This is a genomic window from Streptomyces sp. NPDC001219 (assembly GCF_053597915.1).
The window spans coordinates 197292-210397 of record NZ_JBSFJF010000003.1 but is presented as its reverse complement, the minus strand read 5'-3'; the positions used below and the strand labels follow the sequence as shown (position 1 = coordinate 210397).

At 73.5% G+C, this 13106-nt stretch carries 14 protein-coding genes; 12 read left to right on the top strand and 2 right to left on the bottom strand.

Annotation, left to right across the window (positions count from 1 at the left end):
* Positions 1 to 34 precede the first annotated feature (34 nt).
* The 3 genes from ACWC9R_RS03410 to ACWC9R_RS03400 are packed head-to-tail and all read left to right on the top strand — an operon-like array spanning position 35 to position 2082.
* Positions 35 to 901: a helix-turn-helix domain-containing protein gene (locus ACWC9R_RS03410; protein WP_393356400.1), complete on the top strand. Its 867-nt coding sequence runs from the start codon at positions 35 to 37 to the stop codon at positions 899 to 901.
* Between the two features lie 3 nt (positions 902 to 904).
* On the top strand, positions 905 to 1183 hold the full coding sequence (locus ACWC9R_RS03405) for a DUF397 domain-containing protein (protein ID WP_362612924.1): 279 nt from the start codon (positions 905 to 907) through the stop codon (positions 1181 to 1183).
* Entirely contained in the window at positions 1180 to 2082 is a 903-nt protein-coding gene (locus ACWC9R_RS03400; protein WP_450728584.1) for an SAM-dependent methyltransferase, read from the top strand. Before ACWC9R_RS03405 ends, ACWC9R_RS03400 begins: the two co-directional genes overlap by 4 nt.
* A 38-nt stretch (positions 2083 to 2120) precedes the next feature.
* Here the strand turns inward: ACWC9R_RS03400 and ACWC9R_RS03395 are convergent, their stop codons facing one another.
* The gene (locus tag ACWC9R_RS03395) at positions 2121 to 3131 is read right to left on the bottom strand and encodes a carbohydrate kinase family protein (RefSeq protein WP_450728582.1); all 1011 of its coding nucleotides are present in this window, start codon (positions 3129 to 3131) and stop codon (positions 2121 to 2123) included.
* A gap of 391 nt (positions 3132 to 3522) precedes the next feature.
* Here ACWC9R_RS03395 and ACWC9R_RS03390 point away from each other — a divergent pair, with 391 nt between their 5' ends.
* Complete coding sequence (locus ACWC9R_RS03390; RefSeq protein ID WP_450728580.1) at positions 3523 to 4929, top strand: NAD(P)/FAD-dependent oxidoreductase; 1407 nt, start codon at positions 3523 to 3525, stop codon at positions 4927 to 4929.
* Positions 4930 to 5017: 88 nt separating this feature from the next.
* On the top strand, positions 5018 to 5875 hold the full coding sequence (locus ACWC9R_RS03385) for a GNAT family N-acetyltransferase (protein ID WP_450728578.1): 858 nt from the start codon (positions 5018 to 5020) through the stop codon (positions 5873 to 5875).
* Between the two features lie 51 nt (positions 5876 to 5926).
* Here the strand turns inward: ACWC9R_RS03385 and ACWC9R_RS03380 are convergent, their stop codons facing one another.
* Positions 5927 to 6319, bottom strand: a complete 393-nt coding sequence (locus ACWC9R_RS03380; RefSeq protein WP_450728576.1) for a nuclear transport factor 2 family protein — start codon at positions 6317 to 6319, stop codon at positions 5927 to 5929.
* A gap of 108 nt (positions 6320 to 6427) precedes the next feature.
* Between ACWC9R_RS03380 and ACWC9R_RS03375 the strand changes: the two genes are divergently transcribed.
* The 7 genes from ACWC9R_RS03375 (at position 6428) to ACWC9R_RS03345 (ending at position 13105) form a co-directional block, all read left to right on the top strand.
* Entirely contained in the window at positions 6428 to 6871 is a 444-nt protein-coding gene (locus ACWC9R_RS03375; protein WP_450728574.1) for a MarR family winged helix-turn-helix transcriptional regulator, read from the top strand.
* Between the two features lie 310 nt (positions 6872 to 7181).
* Positions 7182 to 8357, top strand: a complete 1176-nt coding sequence (locus tag ACWC9R_RS03370) for an MBL fold metallo-hydrolase (RefSeq protein WP_450728572.1) — start codon at positions 7182 to 7184, stop codon at positions 8355 to 8357.
* Between the two features lie 144 nt (positions 8358 to 8501).
* Entirely contained in the window at positions 8502 to 8942 is a 441-nt protein-coding gene (locus ACWC9R_RS03365; protein ID WP_450728570.1) for a GNAT family N-acetyltransferase, read from the top strand.
* A gap of 110 nt (positions 8943 to 9052) precedes the next feature.
* Positions 9053 to 9916 (top strand): alpha/beta fold hydrolase, encoded by an 864-nt coding sequence (locus tag ACWC9R_RS03360; RefSeq protein ID WP_450728568.1) that lies wholly within the window; start codon positions 9053 to 9055, stop codon positions 9914 to 9916.
* A 216-nt stretch (positions 9917 to 10132) separates the two neighbouring features.
* A complete protein-coding gene (locus tag ACWC9R_RS03355) occupies positions 10133 to 10291 on the top strand; it encodes a hypothetical protein (protein ID WP_450728566.1) in 159 nt (52 codons plus the stop codon).
* 335 nt (positions 10292 to 10626) lie between these two features.
* Entirely contained in the window at positions 10627 to 12666 is a 2040-nt protein-coding gene (locus ACWC9R_RS03350) for a sensor histidine kinase (RefSeq protein WP_450728621.1), read from the top strand.
* Complete coding sequence (locus ACWC9R_RS03345) at positions 12656 to 13105, top strand: roadblock/LC7 domain-containing protein (protein WP_450728564.1); 450 nt, start codon at positions 12656 to 12658, stop codon at positions 13103 to 13105. Before ACWC9R_RS03350 ends, ACWC9R_RS03345 begins: the two co-directional genes overlap by 11 nt.
* The last annotated feature ends 1 nt before the right edge of the window (position 13106 follow it).

Here is a 13106-nt window from a genome sequence, read left to right as displayed (position 1 = left end):
GCTGACAACTGACGTCAGTTGGAGGCGATCGGACGTGGCGGACCCACGGTCGGCAGGTGCACCCACCGTCCTGCGGGTGGTGCTCGGCAAGCGACTGCAGGACCTGCGCGAGAAGGCGGGCCTCTCCTTCGAGCAGGCCGCCGCGGCCCTCGATGTGACCCACGCCACCATACGGCGGATGGAGAAGGCCGAGGTCGGCCTCAAACTCCCTTATGTCGAGAAGCTGCTGGCGACCTACGGCGTCACCGACGAGGACGAGATCGAGGGCTTCGTCTCCCTCGCCCGCGAGGCCAACAAGCCCGGCTGGTGGCACCGGTTCCGCGATGTGCTGCCCGAGTGGTTCAGCGCCTTCGTCAGCCTGGAGAGCGAGGCCAACCTCATCCGGGCCTACCAACCGCACTACGTCCCCGGGCTGTTGCAGACCGAGGACTACGCCGCCGCGGTGCTCAAGGCCGGGATGCCGCACGCCTCCACCGCGGACATCGACCGCATCGTCGCGCTGCGCATGGAGCGGCAGTCCCTGCTGACCCGTGACAACGCACCGATGCTGTGGGTGGTCATGGACGAGACCGTGCTGCGGCGCCCGATCGGCGGGCCGAAGGTGATGCGCGACCAGGTCACCCGGCTGATGGAGGCCACCGCGCTGCCCAACGTACGGCTGCAGATCATGCCGTTCGCCGCGGGCCCGCACCCCGCCATGTACGGACCGTTCCACCTCTTCCGCTTCCCGATCCCGGAACTCCCGGACATCGCGTACGCGGAAAGCCTCGTCGGAGCCGTGTACTTCGACCAGCGCAACGACGTCTCGCAGTTCCTGGAGGCCCTGGACCGGATGTGTGCGCAGGCCGCGCCGGCACACACCACCGAGGCCATTCTGGGTGGCTTTCGCAAGGAGATCTGAACCATGGATCGCATACGCATCTACAACGGCATGCCCGCCAAGGAGCTGGGCTCTGAGGGCTGGCACAAGCCGTGGAGCGGCGGAAACGGGGGCGAGTGCGTCGAGGCCATGCGGCTGGGGGACGGCCGGATAGCGCTGCGGCAGTCGACCGACCCGGACGGCCCGGCCCTGATCTACACCCACCACGAAATGGTGAGTTTCATCGAGGGGGCGAAGGCCGGCCACGCCGACTTCCTGCTCGCGGCGGCGCCGGGCCGGCGCACCGAACGGAGGACGGCATGAGCGAGCAGGACGTGTCCCAGGGGACGCCGGACGAGGTCCCGGAGATCGGACCGTACGTCCAGGGGCCGGAGCACTCGGGCTTCTCGGCCGCGGAGATCGACACCAGCCGGCCGCACCCCGCCCGGATGTACGACTACTACCTCGGCGGCTGGGACAACTACGAGGTCGACCGGGTGGCCGCGGAGCGGGTCATCGAGGTTCACCCGCAGGTGCGGCTCAGCGCCCGCGCCAACCGTGCCTTCCTGCGCCGTGCGGTCCGCGCGCTGGCCGCCGACGGCATCCGCCAGATCATCGACATCGGCACCGGCATCCCCACCTCGCCCAACACCCATGAGGTGGCCCGCGAGACCGCCCCCGACACCCGCGTGGTGTACGTCGACAACGACCCGATCGTCGCCACCCACGCCGGCGCCCGGCTGACCAACACCGAGGACACCGGGTTCGTGCTCGGCGACGTCCGCGACCCGAAGGCGCTGCTGGACCACCCCACCGTCCGGGAGCTGATCGACTTCGACCGGCCGGTGGCGGTGCTGCTGGTGGCCGTCATGCACTTCATCCGGGACGACGAGGACCCCGCCGGGCTCATCGCCGCCCTCGCCGAGGCGCTTCCCGCGGGCAGCCATCTGGTGCTGACGCACGCGACCGGTGAGCCCTACGAGGCCTATGAGGCGGGCCGTACGGACGAACGGGCGCGCGACGGCGTGGTGAACGTCTACAAGAGCGCCACCGCCACCCTCAACCTGCGGTCGAAGGCCGAGATCGAGCCGCTCTTCGGCCCGTTCGCCCTGCTGGAGCCGGGTGTCGTACGGGTGCCGCTGTGGCGGCCGGACGGCCGGGTGCCCGGTGCGGAGGAGCTCAACAACACGATTTTCTACGGCGGAGTGGGCCGCACAGGCTGACCGGCCGGAGGCCCCGGCCGGTCAGTGCTCCACGCGGACTACGCCCCCGTACGGGACACCTGCGGGTCCGGCGGGCCCGGGATGCGGCTGCCCTCACCGGCCGGCTGCGCCGGGGCGGTGGCCGGCGCGCCGAGGGCGGCGCGCAGCTCCTCCGGGCCGACGAGGGAGGTGTGGGGCCCCCGCGAGGTACAGGCGTGCGCCCCCGCGACGGCGCCCAGGCGCGCGCACTCCTCCAGGTCCCGGCCCGCCAGCCTGCCGTAGAGGAACCCGCTGGTGAAGGCGTCGCCCGCGCCGTTGCTGTCCACGACGGGGCCGGGCGGGACCACCGTCGGCACCAGGCGCGGCGTACGGTCGTCGGCGCTGAGGAGGTAGGCACCGCCCGCCCCGGCCGTGGCGATCACCGCCTCGGCGCGCCCCTCGCGCAGGATCTCCCGCATCACGGCCCCGATCCGCTCACCCGCCCCGGCCGTACTGAGGAACACCAGGTCGGAGCGGAGCGCGAACTCCCGGTGATGGTCCGTCAGCCCGTCCCAGTCGTGCAGATCCGTGGAGACGGGGAGGCCCAGTGCCTCGATGTCGTCGTACAGGAAGCGGGCGAAGTGCATGATCGACAGATGTACGTGGCGGGCGCGCCGCAGCGGGGGCAGATAGTGCTCGGGCGGCATCCGCAGATCGGCCGGGTCCCGGGCGTCGTAGAACGACATCCGGCGGCCGTCGGGGGCGACGAGGTTGACCGCGCGCCGGGTGCCGTGCGGGGAGATCAGTGGCCGGAAGTCGACACCGGTACCGGCCAGCCGCTCACGGACCAGCGTGCCCGGATGGTCGTCGCCGACGAAGTCCACGAATCCGGTGGTGAGCCCGAGCGCGGCGCAGCCGAGCGCGACACCGGTGCCGGTGTGCCCCGCCGCCTCGTAGAGGGGTGGCACCGGGTAGGAGTCGGCGAGTGGTACGGGCAGTGCGCCGACCGACACGACGGTGTCCACGCCCGACCCGCCGACGACGAGCACGTCATAGGCGTCATACGGCTCAGAAACCTGCTGGAATGTCACAAGCGTCCCTGAATCCCTTGCTGGTGAGACGAATCCCCTGCTGGTGAGACCGTTTGCGGACGGGGTGCATCCGCTGCGGGGAGTCTAGACGCACGCTCGTCCCATGACGGGATGTCAGGGGGTCCGGTGACACGAGTGAGGGACGAACACGCCCGGTCCGGGCCGGTGACCAGGGCGCGAGGGGCGCACAACGGCGCGAACGGCTGAGGGGCCCACAGATCGGTTGGCGCAAAGGGCCGTTGACACGGCCGCCGGGGGCACTGAAGTCTGTGGCCGACGATGATCGGTTTCCGTCGAGGGCGCCCGGACAGCGGGCGGGGCGAGCGGTCCGGGGACAGAAACGAGCGGTCCGTCGGCGCTCTGATCACGCCGTCGGGGGAGCGAGGCAACGGTGGCAGAGCACTCCAATGGCGGGCGCACCGCGATCGTGATCGGCGGCGGGCTCGCCGGGATGCTGGCCGTCGCCGCCCTGATCGGGCAGGTCGAGACGGTCACCGTCGTGGAGCGCGACCGCTATCCGGAAGGGCGCGCCTTCCGCAAGGGCGTCCCGCAGGCCCGCCATCTGCATGTCCTCCTCAGCGGCGGCCGGCACGCCCTGGAGGAGCTGCTGCCCGGTACGGCCGCCGCACTCGGCGAGGCGGGCGCCCGCGGTCTGTATCTGTCCCGCGATCTGCTCACCCGTACTCCCACCGGCTGGCAGCGCCGCTTCGACGAGCGCCGGCATCTCACCCTCAGCGTCACCCGGCCGGTACTGGACTCCGTCGTACGGGAGCGGGTGCTGGGAGCGGCCGCCGAATCGGCCACCCGGGTCGAGGTCCTGGAGGCGACCGAGGTCACCGGGCTGACCGGGGACGCCGGCCGGGTGACCGGGGTCCGGGTGCGGGCACGGGACGGTGCGCCGGGCGCGCGGTCCGGGCGGGAGCTGCCGGCCGGGCTCGTCGTGGACGCCTCGGGCCGCGGCTCCCGCACCCCGCGGTGGCTCGCCGAGCTGGGCCGGTCGGTGCCGCAGGAGGAGACCGTGGACGCGGGGATCGCCTACGCCACCCGGATGTACCGCCCCAAGGACCCGGCCACGGCACCGGACGCGGGCATCAACGTCCCGGGCTGGCCCGAGTGCCCGAGGGGCGCGGTGTACGTCCCCGTGGAGGACGGCAACTGGCTGCTGACGATGTCCGGTGTGCGCGGGCACCACCCGCCCACGGACGCCGCGGAGTTCACCGCCTTCAGCGCCACCATCGGCGACCCGTACATCCATGAACTGCTCGCCCAGGCCGAGCCGCTGTCGCCCGTGCACGGCTTCCGCGACACCCGCAACCGCCGCCGGCACTTCGAGCGGCCCGGTGCCCTGCCCGACGGTCTGCTCGTCCTCGGGGACGCCGCGTGCACCTTCAACCCCGTGTACGGGCAGGGCATGTCGGTCGCCGCCCTCGGTGCGCTGGCCGTGCGCGGCACGCTCACGGACGGCGGCGGGCTGCGCCCCGGGATCACCGCCGAGGCGCAGCGGGCGGTGGCCCGCGCCGCGGAGCCCGCCTGGCTCGCCGCGGTCGGCGCGGACCGCCCGTACGCGGACTCCGGCGACACCAGGGCGGACCTCGGGGAGCGGCTCTCCACCTGGTACCTCGACCGGCTGGTCGCCCGCGCCGCCATCGACCCGGTCGTCGGCGCGGCCTTCCGGGACGTCTTCAACCTCACCGCGCCGCCCACGCGGCTGGTCGCCCCGCAGATCCTCCTCCGCACCGTCTTCCTGCCCCGCCGCCCCGGACTGCCCGGCCCGCCGGCGGCCATCGAAGCGCTCTGACCGCGGGCCCTGCAGAGAACCTCCGCGAAAGGCGCCGCGCCGCGGAAAAGGGAGTGCGGCCGCCCGCCGGTTCGGAGCAGGCTGCAGCATGACGTGGACAATGACCCGGGATATCCCGGTATATGACGCGGCGGCGGGCGCGTTCCTGCGCAGCCGGCCGGCCGTGCACACGGTGCCGTTGTCGGTGCTCTCCTCCCTGCGGTCGCTCGGCGCCGACGCGTACGGGGACGAGGCGCCGTTGTGCGGATGGTGGCGGCCGGACGGCCGGGACGCGGTGGGGGCGGCGTTCGTGTGGACGCCACCGCGTCCGCTGCTGCTCACGCCGATGCCGGACGAGGCCGCGACCTCGCTGGTGGAGGCGCTGGCGGCCGAGGGGGTGGCGGTCCCGGGGGTGAACGGGGGCCGGGCGGCGGCGGAGGCGGTCGCGGCTGCCTGGCAGCGGCGGCACGGCGGCAGGGTGACCCCCACGAGGCGCGAACGCCTCTACCGGCTGGGCGAGCTGACCCCGCCGACGCCCGCGCCACCCGGCAGGGCCCGCACCGCCACCCTCGCCGACCGGGAACTCCTGCTCGACTGGTTCACCGCCTTCGCCGCGGACATCGGCGGCTCGCCACCCCGCGACGCCCGTGCGGTCGACGCCCGGATCGCCGACGGCCGCTGCCTGCTCTGGGAGGCCGGCGGGCGACCCGTCTCCCTGGCCGGCCGCACCCCCGCGCTCTCCGGCATGACCCGGATCGCCCCCGTCTACACCCCGCCCGGACTGCGCGGACGCGGTTACGCGGGCGCGGTGACCGCCGCGGTCTCCCGCGGCGCCCGGGACGCCGGGGTGCCCGAACTGCTGCTCTTCGCGGATCTCGGCAACCCCACCAGCAACGCCCTCTACCAGCGCCTCGGTTACCGGGCGGTCGAGGATCACCTCGTGTTGGCGTTCACGCCGGAGGGGTGATCCTCGGGGGCGAGTTCGCCGTGCCGAGTTCGCGGCGTCCGGCCCGCGGCCTCAGCGGGCGCTGCCCATGTCGCGGTCGGCGTCGGCGCCGTGGAGGAGCAGGGTGGTCTCCTCGATGCGGGCGAAGCGGCCGTCGGGCGCGAGGTCGGCGAAGACGTAGACCTCCATGCGGACGGCCGAGCCGTCCTTCTTGGTGATGTGGGCGGTGTGCCGGTCGGCGTACCTGCTGCCGTCGTAGAGCTCTTCGTGCACCTCGACGTGGCCGTCGGCGACGACGGTGCGGAGGTGGCTGATGTGCTCCATGAATGCGGCGCGGTCGGCCCAGTCCCCGTCGGTGCGCTGGCGGTACTCCGGGGTGAAGTGGCGGTCGGCGGCTTCCTGGACGGTGAGCTCGCGGCTGAAGAGCAGGTCGTTGAGGGCGGCCTCGATACCGGTGCGCGTCATGGGAGTTCCTTTCACAGAACCAGTCACAGAAGAGAAGTGCGTGCGTTTCGCACGCATCTCCGTCACTGTAGCACCGGACGCGTGCGCGGCGCACGTTATTCTTCTGGCGTGACGAACGACGTGGGACACGAGATCGCAGACGCGCTGGGCATCCTGCTCCGGCGCACCACCCGCACCCAGCTGCACCAGCGGCTCACCGAGGGCATGGGGGAGGCGGTGGACGAGGTGACGTACCCGGTGCTGAGTGCACTGGCCCGGACCGGGCCCCGTAGCGCGGCGGACCTGGCACCCGATGTCGGAGTCGACCGCTCCGGTGTCACCCGCCGTGCCTCACGACTGGAGGCCGCCGGTCTTGTCCGGCGCGAGGCCGACCCCGCCGACCGGCGCGCACATCTGCTCGTCCTCACCGAGCAGGGGCAGTCCGCCGTGGCCGAGCTGCGGAAACGGCTGGCCGCCCACATCATGGCGAGCCTCTCCTCCTGGCCGCCGGGTGAGGCCGAGGCCTTCGCCCGCCAACTGCGCCGCTTCACCGAGGAGGGACCGTTCGGCTGACAGCCGGCTCCTGGGCGGGGCGGGACCGGTGGCCGCACGTGTCCACGTACGGGCCCCTCCGGCCTCCGTCACCGCAATGGGCGCGTCCCGGTGGCCGGGCCGGGAGGCATCTCCGGTGGGGCCGGGAGAGGTCACACCCCGTGCCGGGAATGCGACGGCCGGTCGCGCGGTTTGTCTCTGCGGGTGATGGTGTTGAGTCCGGGTGTCGTGGTGCGGAAACCGTACGGCGGCGCCGCGTGGGCGCGGTGTGCCGGAACCCCTCGCTCGTGCGGCCCGTTCCCTTCGCGACCGCCCTGACCATGGAGGTGCCGTGACCGGTTCCCGACCCCGCCGCACGCGACTGTCCGCGCTGCGGCCCGCGAGCTTCGGAATCGAACCCACCGGGGAGCGGCTCGCCAGGATTCGCAGGTCGCCGCAGTTCGTGGACGGCCAGTTCCGCAATCCCGCGCCGACCAGGCAGCTGCTGCACGGCTCCGCCCTGCCGATGGCGCGTACCCAGCTGAGCCGGGAGGGCCGGCTGCGCCGGGCGCCGGTCGGCCGGATTCCGGTGTACCGCCCGACCGCCGCGGAGCGCGGCCAGCCGCCCGCTTCCGGGCTGCGGCTCACCTGGATGGGGCATTCGAGCGTGCTGGCCGAGATCGACGGGCAGCGGGTGCTCTTCGACCCGGTCTGGGGCGAGCGCTGTTCGCCGTTCACCTGGGCCGGACCCAAGCGGATGCACCCGGTGCCCCTCGCCCTCGACGAGCTGGACCCGGTCGACGCCGTGGTGATCTCGCACGACCACTACGACCATCTCGACATGTCGACGGTCCAGGGCCTGGCCGGCACCGGCGCGGCCTTCGTCGTACCCCTGGGCATCGGCGCCGACCTGGAGTTCTGGGGCGTCCCCGCGGAGCGGATCACCGAGCTCGACTGGCACGAGTCCACCCGCGTCGGCGCGCTGACCCTCACGGCCACCCCCGCCCAGCACTTCTGCGGCCGCGGACTGCGCGGCCCCCAGCACACCCTGTGGGCCTCCTGGGTGGTCGCCGGACCGGAGCACCGGATCTTCCACAGCGGCGACACCGGCTACTTCTCCGGCTTCGCCGAGATCGGCGCGGCGCACGGCCCGTTCGACGCGACGATGATCCAGATCGGCGCGTACAGCGACTTCTGGCCGGACATCCACATGACCCCGGAAGAGGGCGTGCGGGCCCATCTCGACCTCCAGGGCGGGAGGCCGCACGGTGTCCTGCTGCCCATCCACTGGGGGACCTTCAACCTCGCGCCGCACCCCTGGGCCGAGCCCGCCGAACGGACGCTGGCCGCCGGCCGCACGTCCGGGGTCGGCACGGCCCATCCCAGACCGGGCGAGCCCTTCGAGCCCGCCGAGCCGACGGCCGTCTATCCGTGGTGGCGGGCGATCGCGGTGCCGCCCGTCCACGGCTGGCCCGCCTGGCCGCAGGCGGTGTCACCCACCGACGTGGGCCTCGCAGCGGACCGCTGAGCCGCACCGGAGCGTGGGGGAGGGGAGGCCTGACCGGTGGGCCGGAGCCGTGCCAGCCGCCCGGGCGGCCCACGGGCGCCGCACGCAACGGGCCGGGCGCCAAATGCAGTTGACGCCGCACGTCGCGCACGGTTTCCTGTCGCGATGTCTCTCCTCCGTATCGAACGGGTGGCCGGCGACTCCGGGCTTCACGACTGGCAGTACGTCCACAACCTGATCATTCCGTCCGCGGTCCTCTCCCTCGACGAGGTGCGGGAGCGGTCCCGGCGCAACGTCCTGGAGGTGGCGTACCTCGACGACGTCCTCGTGGGCTGCACGACGGTCCGTCCGCCCACGGGCGACCCCGCGGCGGCCACGGTGATCGCCCGGGTGCTCCCCGACCACCGCGGGCAGGGCTTCGGTGCCGCCCTCTGGTCCCGGGGGCTGGCACAGGCGCGGGAGCTGGACCCGGAGGTCATCGAGACGGTGGTCTGGGCGTCCAACACGGACGGGCTGCGGTTCGCACGACGGCACGGCTTCGTCGAGGTGGAGGAGTACGTGCTGCCGGGCGACAGCGTGCCGTGGTTCACCCTGCGCCTCCCCTGAGCACACGGCCGGACCGGCCGCCGCACCAACCCGGCCTGGCCCAGGGGCACGTGAACGGCCCGGAGGGAAACCTCTTGCCATGATCGTCACTGACGGTGAGGATGACGGCCATGCCTTCCCTCGCCGCTCCTGACGGGACCGAACTCGCCTACCACGTCGTGGGCGAGGGCGAGCCGCTGCTCTGTCTGCCCGGCGGGCCCATGCGGGCCTCCGGGTACCTCGGCGATCTCGGCGGACTGGCGGAGCGGCGGCGCCTGATCACCCTCGATCTGCGCGGCACCGGCGACTCCGGCACCCCAGCCGACCCGGCGACCTACCGCTGTGACCGGCAGGTCGCCGATGTCGAGGCCCTCCGCGCGCACCTCGGACTGGACCGCGTCGACCTCCTCGCGCACTCGGCGGCAGGTGACCTCGCCCTGCTCTACGCGGCCCGGCACCCGCGGCGCCTCCGTACCCTCACGCTGATCACCGCGCGTGCCCGCGCCCTCGGCGTCGACTTCACCGAGGAGCACCGCCGGGAGGCGGCCGCCCTGCGCAGCGCCGAGCCATGGTTCGACGCCGCGTACGACGCCTACGAACGGGTCTGGGGCGGTTCTGAGGCGGACGCCGACTGGGACGCCATCGCGCCCTTCTTCTACGGCCGTTGGGACGCGGCCGCGCAGGCGCATGCCGCGACCGAGGTGGCACAGACCCACGAGGAGGCCGCGGAGCGCTACGCGTCCGCCGGCGCCTTCGCCCCCGACGCGACCCGCGCCGCGCTGGCGGGGATGGACGCACGGGTGCTGCTGCTCGCCGGCGAACTGGACAGCGGCCCGCTGCCCCGCGTCGCCGAGGAGATCGCGAAACTGCTGCCCCGGGCCGAACTCGTCGTCCAGCCGGGCGCCGGCCACTACCCGTGGCTCGATGATCCGCACCGCTTCTCCCGGACCGTGGCGACGTTCCTTGAGCGGGGGCCTGCTGGGGCCGTCGTCTGACGTCCCCCCCCCCGCAGGGCTACGGCGTTCGGCGCGGCGCCCCCGGTCCTATAACGCCCGGCGCGACGCACGGTGGACCGCCCGCCGCGCCCCCGACGCGCTGCACGCGGCCGCCGCCCACGGCACCCGCCTCACCCCTCTGCACGGGCATCTTCACGCTCGCCCGCCGCCGGACCGGACCTGTGTCTGCATCCGATCCGCCCCGACTGCGGCGCCATGGTCGCCGCCGACGCCGCCCGACTGCCCGTCATCCCGCCCGAACGGGATGGCGGCCAGGCGCAGTTCATCGTCCAGGCCCATCCGACGCCCTCCCGTGACGGCTCCGAACACGCCACCGGCATCCGCCCCCGGACCCACCGCCGCACCGTCCGCTGAGCGCCCCCCGCAGACGGTCATGGAGCGGCTCTCAGCCCTTTGACGTACCCCCGCCCGGACCGATGGACCCGGCGCGCGTCGTGTTCGCGAGCGCCGTTCGTGAGCCATCGGAAGGGGCACCGTCGGAGGAACTCAACTCGCCCTGAAGGAACGGAAGTTCGGTTCACCTCGTACTGATGTGCGTGTGGCGTCCACTCAGGGAGGTGGCGCGGGGTAGCGAAACCCCGAAGTGGCTCCGGACCCCACCCCGGCAACAACTAGCGTGCGTGCTCCGCGAACTGCCACGGCCGATCCGGAGGGCGCCGATGCCTACCGCATTCCCCCAGGGGACCCAGATGTCCCAGGAGGCTCAGAGATCCCCAGGGTCCCAGGGTTCCCCGGGGGCCGCCCCCGTACCCACCGCCGCCCGGCGGCGGGAGCGTGAGGGCGGACGACACGGCCGGGCCGCGTTCCCCGAGTCGGCCGCCGACTCGGCGATACGGTCCCGTCTGGTCAGGCTCGCCGCCGTCCCCTGCCTCCTGGTCGCCGTCCTCTGCACGGCCGTCGCCGCCTTCGTGGTCCAGGCCGGGGGTGCCCGGGTCACCGGCCGCGAGTGGGTGGTGCTGTGCGGCGGGCTCGCCCTGGTCTGCGTCATCGTGCTCACCGCGGGCGCCGCCGCCAACTCCGAGGCCCGCGCCACCGTCGCCCGCTACGCCCGGCTGCGCCAGGTCTGTGCCCGCAGCCAGTCCGACCTGTACGACCTCCTGGACCGGGTACGGCAGGGCGAGTGGATTCAACGCCGCGAGCCCGAACCCGGGCCGGTGCCCACGGGCGACACCCTCGACCTGCTCGCCCATGAAGTGGCCGCCGCGGGCCGGGCCGCCGAGTCCGCCGTCATCGACGCGGTCGCCATCGCCCGCAGCAACGCCAGCGGCAGCGAACAGAAGGTCGAGGTCTTCGTGAACCTCGCCCGGCGGCTGCAGTCCCTGGTGCACCGCGAGATCGAGCTGCTGGACGAGCTGGAGAACCAGGTCGAGGACCCGGACCTGCTCAAGGGCCTGTTCCACGTCGACCACCTGGCCACCCGCATCCGCCGGCACGCCGAGAACCTCGCCGTCCTCGGCGGCGCCATCTCGCGCCGCCAGTGGAGCCGCCCGGTGTCCCTGACCGAGGTGCTGCGCTCCTCGATCGCCGAGGTCGAGCAGTACCCGCGGATCAAGCTGGTGCCGCCGATCGAGGGCACCCTGCGCGGACATGCCGTCGCCGACGTCATCCACCTCCTCGCCGAACTCGTCGAGAACGCCACGATCTACTCGGCCCCGCAGACCCCGGTCCTGTTGCGCGCCCAGCTCGTCACCGCCGGCCTCGCGGTCGAGGTCGAGGACCGCGGTCTGGGCATGTCAGCGGACGAGCAGCAGCGGATGAACGGGCTGCTGGCCGACCCCGAACACATCGATGTCGCCGAGCTGTTGAGCGACGGCCGGATCGGGCTCTTCGTGGTCTCCTCGCTCGCCCGGCGGCACGGCATCGTGGTCCGGCTCCAGAGCAACATCTACGGCGGTGTGCAGGCCGTGCTGATCGTGCCCCAAGTTCTGCTCGGCGCGGACTCGGGCGACGGGGACACCAACGGCGCGGGTGCGCCGCTCGCCGCCGGAGCGGCGGACACCGGCCCGGCGCTCGCACACCACGGGACGGACGACGGGGAGTACGTGGGCGGATACCCCGGCGACCACGGCGCCGCGCAGGAGCGTCACGACCGCCACGACCCCGGCCCGGACGTCACCCGGACACTCGCCATCCCGGCGCCGGGACCCGCCCCCGACGACGCGCTCGGCATGCCACCGGGCGGCTACGACGGCGCTCCGGACCCGGGTCATGCCCCGGCGCCCGCGGACACCGACTCCGGCGTCGGCGCCACCCGGCGCCGGCTGGTCCGCGCGTCCGGAGCCCACACCCCCGACGTCCACCTGCCCGAGGCGCACACCCACGAGACCCCCGCGCACGACCCCGCGCCGGCCGACCACCAGGCCGCCCCCGGCCCGGTCGTGCTGCCGCCCGCACCGCCCGCCGTGGACAACGGCGCCCGCCCGCGGCTGCCCCGGCGGCGCAAGCAGACCCATCTCGTTCCCGAGCTGCGCGGCGACCCGATCCTGCCGTCCACGACTCCCCGTCCGGGACCGGAACCCGAGCACGACCCCGGCCTGATGGCCGCCTTCCGGCGCGGCTTCAGCCTGGCCGACGACACCTACGCGGCGAACACCGCGGACGGCAACGGCACCACCCCGGCCCAGGGCGGCGACCTCAGCGGCCCGGCCGGCGACGACCTGCTCTACGACCGTGACCATGACGCCCCGATGGCCCGCCCCCGAGGAGACGACCGTAACCATGGTGAGTGATGTGCGTACGCAGGCGCATTTGCAGCCGCAGGGAGGCCAGCACACCGACCTGTCCTGGCTGCTGACCGGGCTCGTACAGCGGGTTCCGCACGCCCGGAGCGCGCTGCTGCTGTCCTCCGACGGCCTGGTCAAGGCCGCCCACGGGTTCGACCCGGACAGCGCCGACCACATGGCCGCCCTGTCCTCCGGCCTCTACTCCCTCGCCCGCAGCGCCGGTGCGCGTTTCGGGGAGGGCGACGACGTGCTCCAGGTCGTCGTCGAGCTGGAGTCCACCTTCCTGTTCGTCTCCACCGCCGGATCGGGCGCCTGTCTGGCGGTGCTGGCCGGCCGGGAGGCCGATGTGGCGGTGCTGGGCTACGAAATGTCGATGCTGGTCAAGAGCGTCCGGCCGTACCTCTCCACTCCCGCACGCCAGCAGGCGCCCGCGGGCGGTCGATGAC

What these genes read in the sequence shown, in the direction of transcription:
- ACWC9R_RS03405 (WP_362612924.1), top strand. Translation starts at nt 905, where the DNA reads ATGGATCGCATACGCATCTACAACGGCATGCCCGCCAAGGAGCTGGGC.
- ACWC9R_RS03400 (WP_450728584.1), top strand. Translation starts at nt 1,180, where the DNA reads ATGAGCGAGCAGGACGTGTCCCAGGGGACGCCGGACGAGGTCCCGGAG.
- ACWC9R_RS03385 (WP_450728578.1), top strand. Translation starts at nt 5,018, where the DNA reads ATGACGTGGACAATGACCCGGGATATCCCGGTATATGACGCGGCGGCG.
- ACWC9R_RS03380 (WP_450728576.1), bottom strand. Translation starts at nt 6,319, where the DNA reads ATGACGCGCACCGGTATCGAGGCCGCCCTCAACGACCTGCTCTTCAGC.
- ACWC9R_RS03365 (WP_450728570.1), top strand. Translation starts at nt 8,502, where the DNA reads ATGTCTCTCCTCCGTATCGAACGGGTGGCCGGCGACTCCGGGCTTCAC.
- ACWC9R_RS03360 (WP_450728568.1), top strand. Translation starts at nt 9,053, where the DNA reads ATGCCTTCCCTCGCCGCTCCTGACGGGACCGAACTCGCCTACCACGTC.
- ACWC9R_RS03355 (WP_450728566.1), top strand. Translation starts at nt 10,133, where the DNA reads ATGGTCGCCGCCGACGCCGCCCGACTGCCCGTCATCCCGCCCGAACGG.
- ACWC9R_RS03350 (WP_450728621.1), top strand. Translation starts at nt 10,627, where the DNA reads ATGTCCCAGGAGGCTCAGAGATCCCCAGGGTCCCAGGGTTCCCCGGGG.
- ACWC9R_RS03345 (WP_450728564.1), top strand. Translation starts at nt 12,656, where the DNA reads ATGGTGAGTGATGTGCGTACGCAGGCGCATTTGCAGCCGCAGGGAGGC.